The following is a 17469-nucleotide window of genomic DNA, read 5'->3' as shown; positions in this document are numbered from 1 at the left end:
ATTGCAGCTCAAAACGCAACCGCCTGAGTGTCCGGTGAAATGGGGGCAAGATCACCACCTATTATCCGATAGAAGGGGTGTTAGCCGTCGGTGAGGTGAAGAGCAGTCTAGATAGGGCGAAACTTGAAGATGCGTTTTCCAAAATTCATTCTGTGAAGTCACTCAACCGAGTGGTGGAGGCCGAAGAACAAGCACTAGGCTTGCGGCCCACGGTGCCCTTCCGGAAGTATGGCTCACAGAGCTTGTTTTCCGGCACTGAAGTCGAACAATACTCGATCGACAGATCGCTCGATCAGGTTCTCGGTTTCGTGCTTGCGGGAAACAGCAGCCTAAAGCCAGAAACGCTCCTTAATCACGCTGTTGATCTAGCTAAGTCACGCCGACCCCACGATGCTCCTAATACCATAGTCTCTCTAACGGACGGGCATATCTCATGGATGAAATCCGAGAAAAACTCCCTTTGCAGGTCGCCTATGGAGGCGGACATGCTTGCTTTTTGTTCTGGGAAAAATAGCGGCTTTCCATGGCTAATTTTCCTACTGCGGTTGTATGCAGAAGAAGGTAGAACAGTAAGTACGCGGCACTACCGGAAATACTTTAGAGGTCAAGACGACGGCCATCCGATTATGGCCGCAAGGGCCGTCGTTCGATCAGAACGGTGACTTCTGCAGCGGGGTTGTCGCTGTATCTGGTCCGAATGTCTTGTTTGGGATGATCTCAGTAATTGGCTGCCTAGAAGAATACGACATACCCCAAAACAAAACAGGCCGGGGTCTCCCCCGGCCCGCACCATCCTCACCGTCGCAACCCCTCAAGCCCGCAGCTTCTCCCCCTTCGGGTCGAACGGCGGCTCCTCCAGGATCCGCCCCTTGTGCGGCTGGCCCAGCACCATCACCTCGACCTCGTCGCCGGGCGCCGCCGTCCCGCTCTTGATATACCCAAGCGCGAGGCTCATCCCCACGGTATAGCCATAGGTGCCCGACGTGACCCGCCCGATCCCCTTGCCATCCTTGAAGATCGGCTCGCCCCCGGTGGCGTCCGCGTTCGAGGCCGTCACCGCCTCTTCGTCGATATGCACCAGCACCAGCGTCTCGCGCGTGGGCTCGGCCATCACCTTCTGCGCGGCGGGTTTGTTGAGGAAGTCCTTCTCCATCTTGCAGAGCGCCCCAAGCCCCACCTCGTGCGGATAGTACTCGGGCGAGTATTCCCGGCTCCACGAGCCATACCCCTTCTCGATCCGCATCGACATCAGCGCCCGCGCGCCCACCGGCCCGCCACCGAACTCCTTCGCGGCGTCCAGAAGCGCCCGGTAAAGTTTCTCCTGGTCCTCGGTCTTGCAATGCAGCTCCCACCCCAGGTCACCGGTAAAGCTCACACGCAGCGCCAGGCACCGCACCCCCGCAATGTCGATCATCTTCGACCGCATGAACGGGAAATCCTCCGTCGCCAGCGACGTGTTCGTCATCCGCTGCAATATCTCGCGCGACTTCGGCCCGGCCACGTTGAACCCGCACATCGCCTCGGTCATGCTCTCGAACGTGGTCCCCTCGGGCAGCGGCACCATGTCGTAGAACCGCTTCTGGTACCTTTCCGCCATCCCCGACGACACCACCCAGAATTCGTCCTCGTCGACCCGCGTCACCGTCGCATCCCCGGCAATCCCCCCGCGCTTCGAGATCAGCGGCGTCAGGCACGACCGCCCGACGCTTTTCGGCATGTTGTTGGCAAATACCGCGTTCAGCCAGTCCGCCGCCCCCGGCCCCTTCACCCGGTACTTGGCGAAGTTCGAGATATCGATGATCCCGGCCCTTTCCCGCAGCATCCGGCACTCGTCCCCAACAGGCCCCCACCAGTTCTGCCGCACGAACCCGTTGGTATCCTTCGCCCCCGGCTCTCCGGCGAACCACTGCGGATGCTCCCACCCGTAGTTGAGCCCGAACACCGCCCCCATCTCCTTCTGCACGCCATAGACAGGCCGCGTCCGCAACGGCCGCCCGGCCGCCCGCTCCTCGTTCGGATAGTGAATGGCGAACCGATGCGTATACACATCCTCCACCTTCGCCATCACGAATTTCCGGTCATTCGCCCACAGCCCGAACCGCGCGATATCCCAGGGGAACATGTCATACTGCATCTCCCCCTCCACGATCCACTGCGCCACCATCAGCCCCATCCCGGCCGACTGCGAGAACCCGGGGATGATCCCCCCGCACATGAAGTAATTCTTCAACTCCGGCACCGGCCCCAGGATCACGTTCGAATCCGGCGACCAGATCATCGGCCCGTTGATCACCCTTTTCACCCCGGCCTCCGCCGCCGCCGGCACCCGGTCCATCGCCCGCATCACGTTCTCCATGATCCGCTCGAGGTCATCGGGAAACAGGTCATGCGCGAAATCCAAGGGCGTCCCATCCTCCGCCCAGAACCGCATGTCCCGCTCATAGGCGCCGATCAGCAGGCCCTTGCCCTCCTGCCGCAGGTAATACTCGCCATCCCGGTCCGCGACCGACGGCAAGCGCCGCCCGATGCTCTCGATCTCCGGCATGGTCTCGGTCACGAAATACTGGTGCTCCGTCGGCTGCAGCGGCACCTCGATCCCCGCGAGCTTCGCCACCTCCCGGCCCCAGAGACCTGCCGCATTGATCACCCACTCCGTCTCGATATTGCCCTTCGGCGTCTCCACCACCCATTTACCGTCAGGCTTCTGCACCGTCCCCGTCACCGGCGTGAACCGGTAAATCTCCGCCCCCTTCTGCCGCGCTCCCACCGCATAGGCATTGGTCACGCCCGACGGGTCCACGTTCCCGCCATCCGGCTCCCACATGATGCAGCGGATGCCGTCGAAATTCACCAGCGGATGCTTCTCCTCCGCCTCCTCCCGGCTGATCTCGAAGAAGTTCATCCCGTAAAGCTTCGCCTTCGCCGCCTGCAGCTTCAGCTGATGCTCCCTATTCTCCGTCTGCGCGAGGTAGAGGCTCCCGGGCTGGAACACGCCACAGCTCTGCCCCGTCTCCTCCTCCAGCTGCTTGTAGAGATTCATCGTGTAATGCTGCAACCGAGAGATATTGGCACTGTCATGCAGCCCGTGGATGTTCGCCGCCGCGTGCCAGGTCGAGCCGCTCGTCAGCTCGTCCCGCTCCAGCAGAACCACGTCCGTCCACCCCAGCTTGGTGAGGTGATAGAGGATGGAGCATCCGATAACGCCGCCGCCGATCACGACAGCCTGAGCATGGGTTTTCATGTATCGTCCCTTGAACCTGGTTTCAGCGGCCAGCCTGACACCGTTTGCGGGCGCCATGAATGCCGGTTCCCGACATCATTCGTCGGTCGGGGGCCATTGTCGTTTCGTTTTGCGTCAGGGAATTACGGTTTGCGGCAGGGGGTGATTGCATACGCCCGCGAGGCTCACCCGCGCGGAATCAAGGGCGAAGCCCGCCGCGCATCGCCGGGCCGCCCCCCGGCACGGCGATTTGGCTGAGGTCAGCGCAACGCTCCGAGGTCGGAGGGACTTGGCAGGCATAAAGCACTGCCCCACGAAAGTCGGATCGCCGCACCACGGCCCGACGATGCGCGGCTTGTCACCTAACCCCTATTTGCGTCGTGGTCTACGATACTAAAGAACATTGTTACGCATCGCGCAAAATTCACGCCGATCAAGATTACAATCCAGGACCACGCAAAAACTCCCAACTGTGTTGCACTCAAAATCGGGAAGTTCTTTGGCTCAATCACCATCAAAATGAACGTCGCCCCTACCGCCAATAGTGTCCAAAGGATCGTGAAACGAAGTAGTCCCACCATCTGCCGGAACGTGATTGTGTTCTTAATAGCTTCCAAAAAACTGTTACTTTTCGTCGCCACGAATACAAAAAAGGTTGCTAAGAACCCTACGAAAATTGAAAGCAGGCCAAAAATTCCAGAGTAGATAGAAGATACGTTGAATTCTTCACCTTGTGAGACGAACTGAATTAGCAGCGCTGACACGACTGACAGTGCCAGTGATTTCAACACCGGCGCGCCCGAAAGGAACGTGTTTGTCCGTTTCGATATCGTCAGATTCAGCTGCATTACTCTCCATATAGCCTCCGTAAGATCGGAAGATGATCATTGAAACTCCGAGCAAGGAAATCCCTGCGGGTGGCATAATTTCTTTCCACGTTCTCACTATCTAAATCCAGAACCTCTACCACCTTCATCTGTTCCGAAAATATATCGATCGCTTCAGGCTCCTCATTTATTTTGACTTGGAACTTTTCAACATGGTCCCGGTTGCCAGTCGCCCACCTGATCGTTCTAGCAATCGCGTTCTGATTTAAAATTCCATCTCTGTTCCCACGTGGCCAACTCGCTGTCACTTCTATATTTGGTCCACCGAAGTGGTTCTGCAACCTTGCTAGGTTTTCCTCCAACTCCAAGCCTTCATCCTCGACCAAGTTCATATCAGCCGGACGAGCTACTCTAAACGTAACACGGCGTGGCGTGCCATTGCGTAACCTTTCTAAAGCGACTTGCGAAAGGACAGGCGACAAGAAGAAACCGCGATGCGGTCTGAGCCGAACCTTTACCAGTGCATCCATTCTAACGGGGGTGACTGCCTCGCGCCTGCTCTCAAGGAGTAATACGTTTAACTCCGCAAAATAGCGAAATGCGCAACGGTGTCCCAATGGACGTACGTTACCCTCAAGTGGCTGACCTTGCTCCGCAAAAGGTGGAATATTGTCGGTCTGCTGCCTGACAAATTCGCCGTCGATGAATCCTTCGCCAACCACAGCTGGATTGTTCTCAAAACTCTCAAGCCGAACCCTCGCGTCACCGTATATTGTCTCGTATTCAGAACGACGCGGATGGTTCCACAGGTCATGCAAACATTCGAACAAGGTGGCGTCCTGCGCGCCAACATTGTCGACTTGATAAAATCGCGCCTTTATTCTCGCGTCCATTCAATCCTTCCTAGAATAATTTTCTAAACACTCTGCTAATGCTACGTCACTGCGTCAACCCAGAGAGGAAATTTTCAATTCAAGCATAACGCTGAGTAGATCCCCGGAAGTGATCAAACCATAGAACCAAACCTATCGGATCGCGACACCCCCCGTTGCGCCCGAAACAACATCTCGCCCCTCCCCCCATCGCGCGCCACATTAACACTCCGCCGCCACCGACCCGATACCGACGCGATACCGACGTAATACCGACGTGATACCGACGTCCGAACCCCTGCAAAATAACGCCGTTAACCTTCGAATCGCGTCCCCCCGGTGTCCCCTCCCGGGGCGGAGGTCCGGGCCGCGCCACCCGCCCCTCCTCTAAAATTGTCGGCAAAAACCCGGCGCGGCCCCGCGGGCGATAACCTGGTCTTAAACGCCCCTCTGCGATCACCCTCCCATGTCCCGGATCGCCCTTGTTCTATTGCTTCTCGCCAGCCTCCCCGCCGCCCCCGTGCTGGCCCTGCTCGCCATGCCCCCCGCACCCACGGGCCCCCGCCTCGTGCTCCATCCCCCCTGGCTCCACGGCCCCGCCCTCGTCCGCGCCGCCGGCGGCTCCCCCCTCACCGGCGCCCCGCTCGCCCTCCTCGCCTACGCCCCCGACCCCCCCGCCTTCGACCACCGCCTCCGCACCCTAGGCGCCTGGGCCATCGTCGACGGCACCGCCCTCGCCGGGCTCTGCGGCACCCCGGCACCCACGTTGTGACAGGACAGAAACATGACGGATGACGTGATAAACTCCGCCCGGAACACCGGCAGAAAAGTGATATTCTTCAGCGTGTTGGCCCTTGCCGCCCTGCCGCCTGTCATCGCGCTGGCGCGGGGGCTGTCGGCCGGGCCCTACCTCGCGGCCGGCGGCGGGCTCGTGCTGCTTTGCGCCCTCGCGGCGCGGGGGAACGATGCCGTCTCCCGCCTCGGGCTGGCCACCGCGCTCATGGCCAGCGTCATGGCGATCACCGCGGTTCTGAGCGGCCATCCCTGGCAGCTCGACAGCCACATGCTCTACTTCGCGGCCCTCGCCGTGCTGGTCGTGCTGGTCGACATCCGCGCCCTCGTGCTGGCCACCCTGCTCGTCGCCGTCCACCACCTGACCCTCAGCGTGACGCTGCCGGGCCTGATCTATCCCGCCGCCGAGCTTCTGGTGAACCTCGAACGCGCCCTGGTGCACGGCGTCATCCTGCTGGCCGAGGCGGTGGCCCTCGTCTACACGGTCTGGCTCCGCCACCGGCAGATCGCCCAGGCGCGCCTCGACCAGGAGCGTGTCGCGGGCGCCCTCGAAAAGGCCCGCGCCGCCGAAGCACAGGGCGCCCAAGCCCTTGAAAAGGCCCAGAAAGCCGAGGCCGGGATCAAGCTGGCCCACAGCGCGCAGCAGATGGTCGTCGCCGCGCTCCAGACCAGCCTCACACGGCTGGCCGAGCGCGACCTCTCCTCGGGCATCGAAACCCCCTTCCCCGAGGAATACGAGCGGCTCCGCCAGGATTTCAACGCCGCCCTGCGCGAGCTCTCCCACACCATCAGCGGCGTGGCCGAACACGCGGTCGGCCTGTCCGACGGCGCCCGCGACGTGACCCAGGCCTCCGACGATCTCTCCCGCCGCACCGAATCGCAGGCCGCGACCCTCGAACAGACCGCCGCCGCCCTCAACGAAATTACCCGCTCGGTCAAGGCCGCCGCCGACGGCGCCGCCGAGGTCAAGCATTTCGTCTCCGAAACCCGGGACAAGGCCCATGCCTCGGGCCGCCTGATCGGTTCCGCCGCCAGCGCCATGTCCGGCATCGAGAAGCAGTCCGAAGAGATCACCAAGATCATCGGAGTCATCGACGAAATCGCCTTCCAGACCAATCTCCTGTCACTCAACGCCGGCGTCGAGGCCGCCCGCGCCGGCGAGGCCGGCCGCGGCTTCGCCGTCGTGGCGACCGAGGTGCGCGCCCTCGCACAGCGCTCGTCCGACGCCGCGCGCGACATCAAGACCCTGATTTCCGGGTCTTCCGAACAGGTCGACGAGGGGGTCAACATGGTGAAAACCGTCGGCACGGCGCTGATGGAGATGATCGAGCGCGTCGACCAGATCTCCGGTTTCGTCGGCGACATCGCGAGCCGGGCAGAAGACCAGGCGCAGAAGCTCGACGAGATCAACGAGGGGGTGACGAGCCTCGACAGGGTGACGCAGCAGAACGCGGCGATGGTCGAAGAATGCACCGCGGCCGCGCATTCCTTCGGAGGTCATGCGGCTGAACTCAGGGCCTCGGTGGAACGTTTCAACCTTGCCGCCCGTCCGGCCCAAGCGCCGGCCATGGCCCTCCCCCGCCATGGCTGGGCCGATGAGGCAGCGAATGAAGACCTGCTTGGGTATGGTTGAGTTCCGTACTGGCCCCAACGAGACCCAGCTGGCCGGCGATGGCACACGCTCATCTGGCCCAAGCCCGACGGTGAACGGCGACAGGCCTCCATAAACGACACCTCCTGCCGCATATGGACAAGCGCGCGGAATTCGGACAGTCAGTCTGAGCCCGAATTCGCAATCAGGAGCTCCCTATGAAGACCACAACCCGCGTGGCGATTATCGGCGGCGGAGTCGTCGGCTGCAGCGTTCTCTACCACCTCACCAAGCTGGGCTGGTCCGATGTCATGCTGCTCGAGCGGTCCGAGCTTACCTCCGGCTCCACCTGGCACGCCGCCGGCGGTTTCCACACCCTCAACGGCGACACCAACATGGCCGCCCTTCAGGGATATACGATCAAGCTTTACAAGGAGTTGGAGGAGATCACCGGCCTCTCCTGCGGGCTCCACCACGTGGGTGGCGTCACCCTCGCCGACAACCGCGACCGGTTCGACATGCTCCTCGCCGAACGCGCCAAGCACCGTTACATGGGGCTTGAAACGGAGATCGTTGGCCCCGAGGAAATCCGCAAGATCGCCCCCGTCACCAACACCGATGGCATCCTCGGCGCCCTTTACGACCCCCTCGACGGCCACCTCGATCCCTCCGGTACCACCCACGCCTACGCCAAGGCCGCCCGAATGGCCGGCGCCACGATCGAGACCCACTGCATGGTCCGCGAAGTCACTCCCCGCCCCGACGGCACATGGACCATCGTCACCGACAAGGGCACCATCCAGGCCGAGCACGTGGTCAATGCCGGCGGTCTCTGGGCCCGGGAAGTTGCCGCGATGTCAGGGGTTTACCTGCCGCTCCACCCGATGGAACACCAGTATGTCGTGACCGAGGAAGTGCCCGAGATCGCCGAGATCATCGAGGCCGGCGGCGAACACCCCCACGTCATGGACCCGGCCGGCGAAAGCTACCTCCGCCAAGAAGGCCGCGGCCTCTGCATCGGCTTCTACGAACAGCCCTGTAAGCCCTGGGCCGTCGATGGAACGTCCTGGGATTTCGGCCACGAGCTGCTCCCCGACAATCTCGACAAGATCGAGCAATCCATTGATTTTGCCTACAAACGCTTCCCCGCCCTCGAACGCGCCGGTGTGAAGTCCGTCATCCACGGCCCCTTCACCTTTGCCCCCGACGGCAACCCCCTCGTCGGCCCGGTGCCGGGCCTGCGCAACTACTGGTCCGCCTGTGGTGTCATGGCCGGATTCAGCCAGGGCGGCGGCGTCGGCCTCATGCTGGCGCAATGGATGATCGAGGGCGAATGTGAACGCGACGTCTCGGCGATGGACGTGGCCCGCTACGGCGACTGGATCAACAAGGGCTACACCCTCCCGAAAGTCGTTGAAAACTATCAGAAAAGGTTCTCCGTCTCCTACCCGAACGAGGAACTGCCTGCGGCCCGCCCGATGAATACCACGCCGATGTACGACGTCTTCGACGGCATGGGCGCGGTCTGGGGCCACCAATACGGGCTCGAGGTGGTGAACTACTTCGCCGAAGGAGAAGAACCCCGGTTCGAAACCCCCTCCTTCCGGCGCTCCAATGCCTGGGAAGCGACGAAACGCGAGGTGAAGGCCGTCCGCGAAGCCGTTGGAATCAATGAGGTTCACAACTTCGGAAAGTACCTCGTCACCGGCCCCGCCGCCCGCGACTGGCTCGACCGGATCATGGCCGGCCGCATCCCCAAACAGGGCCGCGTCTCGCTCACCCCGATGCTGTCCCCCAAGGGCCGGCTGATCGGCGATTTCACCGTTTCCTGCCTTGGGCCGGAAGCCTTCCAGCTCACCGCCTCCTACGGCGCCCAAGCCTACCACATGCGCTGGTTCGAACAGAACGAGGCCCAAGGCGTTCGCGTCGAGAACATCTCCGACCGCCTCAATGGCTTCCAGATCGCCGGCCCCAGGGCCCGCGACGTGCTCACCGCCTGCACCCGCGACGCTGTCGCCGACATGCGCTTCATGGACCTGCGCCGCGCCACGGTGGGCATGGTCGACTGCTTGATCCAGCGGGTCAGCTATACCGGCGACCTGGGCTACGAGATCTACTGCGACCCGATGGCCCAGCGGGCGCTCTGGAAGGTGCTGTGGGAAGAGGGCCAGAAACACGGCATGAAACCCTTCGGCATGCGGGCGATGATGTCGCTGCGGCTCGACCGGTTCTTCGGCTCGTGGCTGTCGGAATTCTCGCCCGACTACACCCCCGGCGAGACCGGGATGGACCGGTTCATCAGCTTCGCCAAGAACACTGATTTCATCGGCCGCGCCGCCGCGGAGGACGAGAGGAACAAGGGCTCCGAACGGCAACTCGTGGCCTTCGAGGTTGATGCGCTGGATGCCGATCCCCACGCCTATGAACCCCTCTGGATAGACGGCAGCGTGCAAGGCTTCTGCACCTCCGGCGGCTATTCGCACCACGCGGAGAAATCCGTCGCGCTGGCCCTCATCCCCCGGGCGCTGGCGACGGAGGGGCTGGGGGCAGAGATCGAGATTCTCGGCGAAAAGCGCCCGGCCCGGCTGATCACCGAGCCGCTTTTCGACCCGGAAGGCGAACGGTTCCGGATGTAGCGCGCGGCCGCACTGGCGGGACGTCTCCGGCAGGAGTATTTGTGGAACGGTGAAACACCGGGGCTCGGCATGACTTTCAGTGATCTGCAAATACTCGAACTTCCACTGTCGCGGCCATGAGCAGGCTGTTTATCCTGATCCCCGCCGCGGGCCGCTCCTCTCGGATGCGGGGCCGTGACAAGCTATTGGAGCCGGTCGAGGGCCAGCCTCTTTTGCGTCGGCAGGTGCGGCTGGCACTAGGATTGCGCCTTCCAGTCATGGTGACGATGTCCAACGACCGGCCGGCGCGAGGCGCGGCGCTTGATGGGCTAAACGGGGTACACCGGGCCGTCGTGACCGACGCCAACGAAGGGATTTCGGCCTCGATCCGGGCCGGGGCCAGCTGGGCCCTCGCGCAAGGCGCGCGCGGGATGATGATCCTGTTGGCGGATCTTCCGGAACTGACGCTGGATGACTTGAAGAAATTGGCGCAGGCTCATGAAAAGACGCCTGAAACCGTGTTCCGGGCCACCGATGCCACGGGCAAGCCGGGGCACCCGGTGATCCTGCCGGCGCGCCTCTTCGGTAAGCTTCAGGCCCTGCGTGGCGATGATGGCGCGAAGCCACTTTTGCAATCGGAGGCCGTCACCCGCATCGCCCTGCCCGGCCGCCATGCCACGACCGACCTGGACACGCCCGAGGATTGGGCGGCGTGGCGGGAGCGCCAGGAAAAACCCGGGCCCTGAAAACGAACAATCCCGGCTTTCGCCGGGATTGACGCCTTCGAAACCGGAAATTGCCCCCGCACCGATTTCAATGAGGCCGGGCTCCGTTACGGAGCCCGGCCAGCTGCAACACTCGTACTCACTTCAGAAGGAGACGGCTTTCCGCTTCGGTCAGGGCACGGCGCGCGGCCTGGTAGGCCTTGCGTCCGGCAGTGTCGCGAAGATCGGGGAACAACTCGAAAATCTGGCGGCGCTGGCGTGTCCCGAGGCTGTCCATGACCCGTTCGTCGGGCCGGAAGCTTTCGGTCCAGAAGCCATTGGAAAGCACCACCTGGTGCTGGTCGAACATGAAGTGGATATACGTGACCTGCGCCACGTCGACCACGTCCACACCGTCGAGCCCGGTCAGGTGCCCGGCGGCGGACAGAACTTCGCTGTCTTCGAAGAACTGCGCCGTCTTGTCGTTCTGGATCAGGACGTTATGCCAGGGGCTGACAAGGATGTCGGCCTCGGGCAGCCCGTGATCCAGCGCGCCTGACCGGATCAGCACCGGCCGCAGTGTCGGCGCCTTGCGAAGTTCCTCGGCGCCGAGACGGCAGGACCCGATCCAGCGGATTTCCTGCAGGCCGTTGTCGCGGGTGAGGACCCGGTCGCCGACCTGAAGATCCTCGACCCGCAGCTCGCCCTTCGGCGTGGCAATGACGGTACCGGGTGTGAAGCAGGGCACGACGTTCTCGATGGGCAGCTCTGCCTGCTCGCGTGCGCCAAGCGCCGCGATGGCGGCGTTCTGGCTTGCGGGGTTCTCGATCGGCGGCATGTCGTCTCCTTTTAGACCAGCACTTGCACTCGTTAACCTTCAAACATTCCGGACAGATTGCCCGGCACTCGCACTTCACTTACGCACACATGCGATGAACGCGCCGGTCAGCCATACCTGCCTTCGAACGGGAAGGCGTATCGCTCGAGCCGTGGTCAGAAACAGACCTGTTCGACCAGACCCTTGGCACGTCACGCAATCACTCGTGACACAAGGTCGGCCGCCCCTTAGCCAAAATCATTGCCCCCCAGTCAGGCAGGATTGAAGTTACTGCCCGGCGCCGCCCGAATAAAGCCATATTTCGGCAGGGCTCGCTGCAATTCGGGCGCAAATGTGGCAATTTCAAGACCAATTGCCCGGCTTGACCTGGCCCGATTGTTTCACATTCCGGGGTTATTCCCCCAAGCCTGCGAGCCGCCCATGCTGGGCGTGTTCAGCGCATCGCTCAGGTTTTATTGCGGCTTGGGGAGCATGGCGCATGCGTTCGGCAGCGAGCGTCGCGCCGGCTGGCGTTTCTGTTCCTGAAACAGTTGCCACCGTCGTCCGCCGATTTGTCGGGGGCTTGAAAAAGCATCATCTCGCAAGCGTTTAGCGGTAGAGAACGTTATCAGTTTCCCGTATCCCGGCAGACTGTTTCGATTCCGGCGCCCAATCTGCCCGCCATAAACCTCGAATCGGCCATTCAAGCCCGAATCGTCGCACCCGCCACAATGCCCTCCGCTTATCCGCCACATTCACGCCACTTTCGACCACGGTAGCCGAGAGACCGGTATGTAAGAGCGGATGTCCGGGTCCAGCTCCCCCCGGGCCCAAAAACGCGGAAAGAAACGATCCCCGTGTCCGAATGACTTAGGAGGACGCGACAAGATGAGGCGCTGGCAAACGCCCCGGCACGAGCATCGCTCGGCCGCAGTATCAACACCGAACGGGTTCGGATGGGCAAAAGCTTGCGGCAACCCCCGACGGAGCCGGCCACGGCGAGTGATGTTTCAGAAGTCCTGTGGAACTGGTGCCCAAGGTCGGACTCGAACCGACACGCTGTCGCCAGCGGGGGATTTTGAATCCCCTGCGTCTACCATTCCGCCACTTGGGCAACGTCTCAGGCTTCTACCCAACAGTTTCTTCAAGGACAATAGCAGAACTGGCGCTGGTGTCGGGCCATGCGATTTGCTACCGGAGGGCTATTGCCCCTTCCCGCGCCTTTGACCGAGGACTCCAGACCATGACCGCGACCGCCCCGGATGATCTTGCGATCTCGGACCGGCTTGACCAGTTGGTGGCCCGCGCTGGCGGCGACAAAGTGACGTTGGGCTGGATCCTCGATCAGCTTCACGAACGCGCCTTCGGCCTGTTCCTGCTGATCCTCGCCCTGCCCTGCTGCATCCCCTTCCTTTACGGCGTGCCACAGATCGTCGCCCTGCCGCTGATGTTCATCTCGGTCCAGATCCTGATCGGCCGGCGGGTGCCGTGGCTGCCGCACAGACTGGCTGCGCGCGATGTCTCGGCCGAGGGGCTGCGCGGGCTATCGCGCCGGGCGGGCCCGTGGTTGCGGCGGATCGAGGCGGTCAGCCGGCCACGCCTTGGCGTTCTGACCCGCGCGCCGCTTGATCACCTTGTGGGCGGGGCGCTGGTCCTGTTCAGCGCGTCGATCCTCGTGCCCCTGCCCGGCACGAACACGGTGCCGGGCTTTGCCGTGGTTCTGGTGGCGATGGGGCTTTTGCAGCGCGATGGCATCCTTGTCCTGATCGGCGCCCTGATAGGCACGGCATGGATCGGCTCGCTGCTTTTTGCCGGTGCAACGCTGGCCAGCCTGATCAGAACATGGCTTGGCCTGTGATGCGGCGGTCAAGGCAGGAAACGGCAAGATGAGACCCCACCGCATTCTCCCACCCACCACCGATCGAGGCAATCGTGACACGTAACTCCCTTGTACTTCTCGCCGCAGGCGGCTCGGCAGCGCTGCTGCTGGGCGCCCTGGCCTTTCAGCACCTGGGCGGGCTGGCGCCCTGCAAGTTGTGCATCTGGCAGCGCTGGCCGCATGGCGTGGCCATCGTGATCGGGGCGCTTGCGCTCTTCCTGCCGGGGCGCCTTCTGCCGCTCCTGGGGGGGCTTGCCGCCCTGGCCACGGCCGGCATCGGGGCCTATCACACCGGTGTCGAGCGCGGCTGGTGGCAGGGGCCATCGACCTGCACCTCTTCCTCGGCCGCCGATGTTTCGACCGACGAGCTTTTCGACCAGATCATGAACGCCCCGCTCGTGCGCTGCGACGAGGTGCCCTGGGAATTGCTAAATTTGTCCATGGCAAGCTGGAACATGCTGATTTCTTTGGCACTGGCGATGATCTGGCTGATGGCGGCGCGGCGCGCTTGACCTTTGCCGCGCGGGGGCCGTAGCGTTCCCGCAACCGTCAGCAGAAGGGCCAGCGCGTGCGAAATCTCGATCCCCTCCACTATACCTCTCCCGACATTCACGCGGGTGATGTCAGCCATATTTTCTCGAGCACGTGGCAGTTGCTCGGCCCGGCCTCGCGGCTGGCACAGCGCGGCGATTACATCGCCGCCGAGATCGCCGGCCAGAAGGTCTTCGTGATCCGGACCCGCGAGGGGCTGCGCGCCTTTCGCAACGTCTGCCGTCATCGCGGCGCGCGGCTTTTGCCCGAGGGCAACGGCCGCTGCTCCACCATCCGCTGCCCCTATCACCAGTGGGTCTGGGGCGAGGACGGCTCGCTCCTGAACGTGCCGTGGTGGGGCGACGACCCGGATTTCGAGAAATCCGACTGGGCGCTCGACACGGTGGAGTTCGACATCTGGCGGGGGCTGCTCTTCGTGGCCATCGCGCCCACGCGCCCCCTGGCCGACCAGCTCGGCGCGATCATCCCCGAGCTTCAGGACGAGCCGATCGAAAACTTCACGTGGATGCACGAGGAGCGGATGGTCTTCGATGCCAACTGGAAGATCTACACCGACAATTTCGTCGAGGGCTACCACATCCCGGGCATCCACCCGGCCTTTCACAGCGCCATCGAGTTCGACCGGTTCGAGACCACGGCGCATGACGGCATGGTGCGGATGACCGCCCCGCCACGCGAAGGGCTGTTCTATCGCGGCAAGTGGCTGTGGATGTGGCCCAACTGGACGCTCTCGCTGTTCTCCGGCGGCATGAACACGTCGCGCATCAACCCGCTGGATCACCGCCGGACCGAGCTGATCTACAACTTTTATTTCGAGGACACCTCGCCCGAGGGCCGCGCCGCACGGGAAAAGACAATCGCCGACAACCTCGCCGTTGTACGGGAGGATTTCGAGGTGTGCCTCGAGACCCAGAAGAACTACGAAAGCGGCGGCTATCGCGCCGGGCCGCTCTCGCCCAAGCACGAACAGGGCGTGGCCTACTTCCAGAAGAAGCTGGTCGAGGCGGCCGGGGGCTGAGCCCCCGGCCCTTCAGCTTGCCGCTTTCCGCGTCGAAAGGAGCAGGCTTGTCTCGGAATGCGCGATCCCGTCGAAACGGCGGATGCGGGCGAGCACCTCGTCGAACTCCTCCAGCGTGGCGGTGCCGATCTCCACGATAACGTCCCACCGGCCGTTGGTGGTGTGCATGGCGCGCACCGCCGACAGACCGTTCAACTGCCGCAAGATCCGGTCGGTGCCGCGCCCCTCGATGCCGATCATCATCAGGCCGCGCACCGGGTCGCGCGCCGCATCGCCCTTGAGCACGACGGTGAAACCCACGATATCGCCCAACCGGCGCAGCTTCTCGATGCGGCCGCGCACGGTAGTACGTGAGACGCCCAGTGTGAGCGCCAGGTCGGACAGGGATGCCCGGGCGTCGTGCCTGAGCGCCGAGATCAGGCGCTGGTCCACATCATCCATTTTGCAGCTTCAAGCCTCCGTTCCGGTCAATGCTGCCCCGAATAGTGCAAAATGCCCGGTTCAGTTCAACCCGATTTGAGCAGACCCTGCGCGCAACCTGACATTCCTGACAGACGAGATGGCGATGAGTGAGCAGACCTGTATCCTGATCGGTGCCCCGGTCGACAGCGGCAAGGCAAGGCGCGGCTGCATGATGGGGCCGGATGCCTACCGCGTGGCCGGGCTGACGGAAGCACTGGAAGGGCTTGGGCACATTGTGCAGGATGCCGGCAACCTGCGCCCGCGCCCGGGCGCGACGCCCGGAGACCTGCCCGGGCACCTGCATGAACCGGCGGAAACCATCGGCTGGACCGAGGCGCTGGCCGGCGCGGCAGAGGCGGCAATGCAGGAGGGCCTGCCGATCTTCCTCGGCGGCGATCACAGCCTGTCACTGGGCTCGGTCGCCGGCGTGGCGACCGACGCCGCCCGCCGGGACCGTCCGCAATTTGTGCTCTGGCTGGATGCGCATAGCGACTATCACACCCCCCAATCCACCGCCTCGGGCAACCTGCATGGCACACCGCTGGGTTACGTCACCGGCCGCGACGGGTTTCACGGCTTTCCGGAGGTGAAATCGCCGGTACCGGAGGAAAACATCTGCATCCTCGGCCTGCGCTCGGTCGACGCGGCGGAGCGCGAAGTGCTCCAGGGCAGCCGCATCCGCTATGCAGACATGCGCGCCATCGACGAGGCCGGCATCGCCCGGCCACTGGCGGCCTTCCTCGATGATGTGTCCAAGGCGAAAGGCGCGCTGCATGTCTCGCTCGACGTCGATTTCCTCGACCCGTCCTTCGCCCCGGCCGTCGGCACCACTGTCCCCGGCGGCGCCACGATCCGCGAGGCGCACCTGGTGATGGAGATGATCTGCGACAGTGGCCTCATGACCTCGCTCGACCTCGTGGAACTGAACCCCTTCCTCGACGACCGCGGCCGGACGGCGCAGGTCATGGTCGACCTCACTGCCTCGGCCCTCGGCCGCCGGGTCTTCGACCGCCCGACACAGTCCTTCTCCTACGAAAGAGCCGCCTCATGACCACCCTGCCCCCCTCCGACAAGGCGCTGGTGCCCTTCGTCAGCGTCGAAAACATGATGAAGCTCGTCCACCATATCGGCATCGAGGAGATGCTGACCGGACTTGCCGCCTATATCGAGGATGATTTCAAGCGGTGGGAGTTGTTCGACAAGACCCCGCGGGTGGCCAGCCATTCGGCCGAGGGGGTGATCGAGCTGATGCCGACCTCGGATGGCGAGGTTTACGGGTTCAAATACGTCAACGGCCACCCGAAGAACACCAAGGCCGGGCTTCAGACGGTGACGGCCTTCGGCCTCCTGGCGGATGTCAGCAACGGTTATCCCGTGCTGCTGTCGGAAATGACGGTACTGACCGCGCTCAGAACGGCGGCAACATCGGCGCTCGTGGCCCGTTACCTCGCCCCCAAGGGCGCCGACACGATGGCGATGATCGGCGCCGGGGCTCAATCGGAATTCCAGAGCATGGCGATGAAGGCGATCTGCGGGCTCAAGAGCGTGCGGCTCTACGATATCGACCCCGCGGCCACCGAGAAAGCCGCGCGCAACCTGCAAGGCATGGGCCTGAACGTGGTCGCCTGCCAAAGCGCCGAAGAGGCCATGGAGGGCGCACAGATCATCACCACCTGCACCGCCGACAAACAGTATGCCACGATCCTGACCGACAACATGGTCGGCAGCGGTGTGCATATCAACGCGATCGGCGGGGATTGCCCGGGCAAAACGGAACTGGCGCCGGGTGTGCTGCACCGCTCGTCGATCTTCGTGGAATACCCCGAGCAAACCCGGATCGAGGGCGAGATCCAGCAACTGGCGCCGGACCACCCGGTGACCGAACTGTGGCGGGTGATGAATGGCGAGGCGCAGGGCCGGACCAGCGCACAGCAGATCACGCTGTTCGACAGCGTCGGCTTCGCGATCGAGGATTTCAGCGCGCTCCGCTATATCCGCGATCACATCGGCCGCACTGACTATTATCTAGAGCTCGACCTTCTGGCCGACCCGGACGACCCGCGCGACCTGTTCGGGATGCTGCAACGCGCCGGCGCCTGAGCTTTACGCCCTCCCGGCCC

15 protein-coding genes and 1 tRNA gene are annotated in these 17469 nt (G+C 63.2%); 10 read left to right on the top strand and 6 right to left on the bottom strand.

Annotation, left to right across the window (positions count from 1 at the left end):
• The first annotated feature begins 50 nt into the window (after nt 1-50).
• Nucleotides 51-662, top strand: a complete 612-nt coding sequence (locus QUV18_RS23560; RefSeq protein WP_366914620.1) for a DUF6602 domain-containing protein — start codon at nt 51-53, stop codon at nt 660-662.
• A gap of 149 nt (nt 663-811) precedes the next feature.
• Here QUV18_RS23560 and QUV18_RS06430 read toward each other — a convergent pair whose 3' ends face one another.
• From QUV18_RS06430 to QUV18_RS06420, 3 genes are all read right to left on the bottom strand, one after another.
• Nucleotides 812-3241, bottom strand: coding sequence for an FAD-dependent oxidoreductase (locus tag QUV18_RS06430; RefSeq protein ID WP_300892641.1), 2430 nt, complete (start codon nt 3239-3241; stop codon nt 812-814).
• 341 nt (nt 3242-3582) lie between these two features.
• Nucleotides 3583-4068, bottom strand: a complete 486-nt coding sequence (locus QUV18_RS06425; protein ID WP_300892639.1) for a hypothetical protein — start codon at nt 4066-4068, stop codon at nt 3583-3585.
• Entirely contained in the window at nt 4068-4940 is an 873-nt protein-coding gene (locus QUV18_RS06420; RefSeq protein ID WP_300892637.1) for a DUF6731 family protein, read from the bottom strand. The genes QUV18_RS06425 and QUV18_RS06420 overlap by 1 nt, the downstream gene beginning before the upstream one ends.
• 445 nt (nt 4941-5385) lie before the next feature.
• On the opposite strand from QUV18_RS06420, the gene QUV18_RS06415 reads away from it, so the two are divergent.
• The 4 genes from QUV18_RS06415 to QUV18_RS06400 all read left to right on the top strand — a co-directional run bounded on the left by QUV18_RS06415 (nt 5386) and on the right by QUV18_RS06400 (nt 10663).
• Nucleotides 5386-5691, top strand: coding sequence for a hypothetical protein (locus QUV18_RS06415; RefSeq protein WP_300892635.1), 306 nt, complete (start codon nt 5386-5388; stop codon nt 5689-5691).
• A 12-nt stretch (nt 5692-5703) separates the two neighbouring features.
• Nucleotides 5704-7344 (top strand): methyl-accepting chemotaxis protein, encoded by a 1641-nt coding sequence (locus QUV18_RS06410; RefSeq protein ID WP_300892633.1) that lies wholly within the window; start codon nt 5704-5706, stop codon nt 7342-7344.
• Between the two features lie 176 nt (nt 7345-7520).
• Entirely contained in the window at nt 7521-9938 is a 2418-nt protein-coding gene (locus QUV18_RS06405; protein ID WP_300892631.1) for an FAD-dependent oxidoreductase, read from the top strand.
• Nucleotides 9939-10054: 116 nt separating this feature from the next.
• Complete coding sequence (locus QUV18_RS06400) at nt 10055-10663, top strand: nucleotidyltransferase family protein (protein ID WP_300892630.1); 609 nt, start codon at nt 10055-10057, stop codon at nt 10661-10663.
• Between the two features lie 118 nt (nt 10664-10781).
• Here the strand turns inward: QUV18_RS06400 and QUV18_RS06395 are convergent, their stop codons facing one another.
• Nucleotides 10782-11459 carry a Hint domain-containing protein gene (locus tag QUV18_RS06395; RefSeq protein WP_300892628.1) on the bottom strand — a complete coding sequence of 226 codons (678 nt, stop codon included), beginning with the start codon at nt 11457-11459 and terminating at the stop codon, nt 10782-10784.
• A 1007-nt stretch (nt 11460-12466) separates the two neighbouring features.
• Nucleotides 12467-12552: transfer RNA gene (locus QUV18_RS06390), tRNA-Leu, on the bottom strand.
• A gap of 129 nt (nt 12553-12681) precedes the next feature.
• On the opposite strand from QUV18_RS06390, the gene QUV18_RS06385 reads away from it, so the two are divergent.
• The 3 genes from QUV18_RS06385 to QUV18_RS06375 all read left to right on the top strand — a co-directional run bounded on the left by QUV18_RS06385 (nt 12682) and on the right by QUV18_RS06375 (nt 14887).
• A complete protein-coding gene (locus QUV18_RS06385) occupies nt 12682-13296 on the top strand; it encodes an exopolysaccharide biosynthesis protein (protein ID WP_300892626.1) in 615 nt (204 codons plus the stop codon).
• Between the two features lie 74 nt (nt 13297-13370).
• Entirely contained in the window at nt 13371-13829 is a 459-nt protein-coding gene (locus QUV18_RS06380; RefSeq protein WP_300892624.1) for a disulfide bond formation protein B, read from the top strand.
• 56 nt (nt 13830-13885) lie between these two features.
• Nucleotides 13886-14887 carry an aromatic ring-hydroxylating dioxygenase subunit alpha gene (locus QUV18_RS06375; protein ID WP_300892622.1) on the top strand — a complete coding sequence of 334 codons (1002 nt, stop codon included), beginning with the start codon at nt 13886-13888 and terminating at the stop codon, nt 14885-14887.
• Between the two features lie 12 nt (nt 14888-14899).
• Here the strand turns inward: QUV18_RS06375 and QUV18_RS06370 are convergent, their stop codons facing one another.
• Nucleotides 14900-15328, bottom strand: a complete 429-nt coding sequence (locus QUV18_RS06370; RefSeq protein WP_300892621.1) for an Lrp/AsnC family transcriptional regulator — start codon at nt 15326-15328, stop codon at nt 14900-14902.
• A 124-nt stretch (nt 15329-15452) separates the two neighbouring features.
• On the opposite strand from QUV18_RS06370, the gene rocF reads away from it, so the two are divergent.
• A complete protein-coding gene (gene rocF, locus QUV18_RS06365) occupies nt 15453-16400 on the top strand; it encodes an arginase (RefSeq protein WP_300892620.1) in 948 nt (315 codons plus the stop codon).
• Nucleotides 16397-17449 carry an ornithine cyclodeaminase gene (locus tag QUV18_RS06360; protein WP_300892618.1) on the top strand — a complete coding sequence of 351 codons (1053 nt, stop codon included), beginning with the start codon at nt 16397-16399 and terminating at the stop codon, nt 17447-17449. The genes rocF and QUV18_RS06360 overlap by 4 nt, the downstream gene beginning before the upstream one ends.
• The last annotated feature ends 20 nt before the right edge of the window (nt 17450-17469 follow it).

Origin of the sequence: Roseovarius sp., assembly GCF_030373445.1 — a bacterium.
Taxonomy (GTDB): domain Bacteria; phylum Pseudomonadota; class Alphaproteobacteria; order Rhodobacterales; family Rhodobacteraceae; genus Roseovarius.
This window is presented reverse-complemented; position numbering and strand designations above follow the sequence as displayed.

What these genes read in the sequence shown, in the direction of transcription:
- QUV18_RS06430 (WP_300892641.1), bottom strand. Translation starts at nt 3,241, where the DNA reads ATGAAAACCCATGCTCAGGCTGTCGTGATCGGCGGCGGCGTTATCGGA.
- QUV18_RS06425 (WP_300892639.1), bottom strand. Translation starts at nt 4,068, where the DNA reads ATGCAGCTGAATCTGACGATATCGAAACGGACAAACACGTTCCTTTCG.
- QUV18_RS06420 (WP_300892637.1), bottom strand. Translation starts at nt 4,940, where the DNA reads ATGGACGCGAGAATAAAGGCGCGATTTTATCAAGTCGACAATGTTGGC.
- QUV18_RS06415 (WP_300892635.1), top strand. Translation starts at nt 5,386, where the DNA reads ATGTCCCGGATCGCCCTTGTTCTATTGCTTCTCGCCAGCCTCCCCGCC.
- QUV18_RS06410 (WP_300892633.1), top strand. Translation starts at nt 5,704, where the DNA reads ATGACGGATGACGTGATAAACTCCGCCCGGAACACCGGCAGAAAAGTG.
- QUV18_RS06405 (WP_300892631.1), top strand. Translation starts at nt 7,521, where the DNA reads ATGAAGACCACAACCCGCGTGGCGATTATCGGCGGCGGAGTCGTCGGC.
- QUV18_RS06400 (WP_300892630.1), top strand. Translation starts at nt 10,055, where the DNA reads ATGAGCAGGCTGTTTATCCTGATCCCCGCCGCGGGCCGCTCCTCTCGG.
- QUV18_RS06395 (WP_300892628.1), bottom strand. Translation starts at nt 11,459, where the DNA reads ATGCCGCCGATCGAGAACCCCGCAAGCCAGAACGCCGCCATCGCGGCG.
- QUV18_RS06385 (WP_300892626.1), top strand. Translation starts at nt 12,682, where the DNA reads ATGACCGCGACCGCCCCGGATGATCTTGCGATCTCGGACCGGCTTGAC.
- QUV18_RS06370 (WP_300892621.1), bottom strand. Translation starts at nt 15,328, where the DNA reads ATGGATGATGTGGACCAGCGCCTGATCTCGGCGCTCAGGCACGACGCC.
- rocF (WP_300892620.1), top strand. Translation starts at nt 15,453, where the DNA reads ATGAGTGAGCAGACCTGTATCCTGATCGGTGCCCCGGTCGACAGCGGC.
- QUV18_RS06360 (WP_300892618.1), top strand. Translation starts at nt 16,397, where the DNA reads ATGACCACCCTGCCCCCCTCCGACAAGGCGCTGGTGCCCTTCGTCAGC.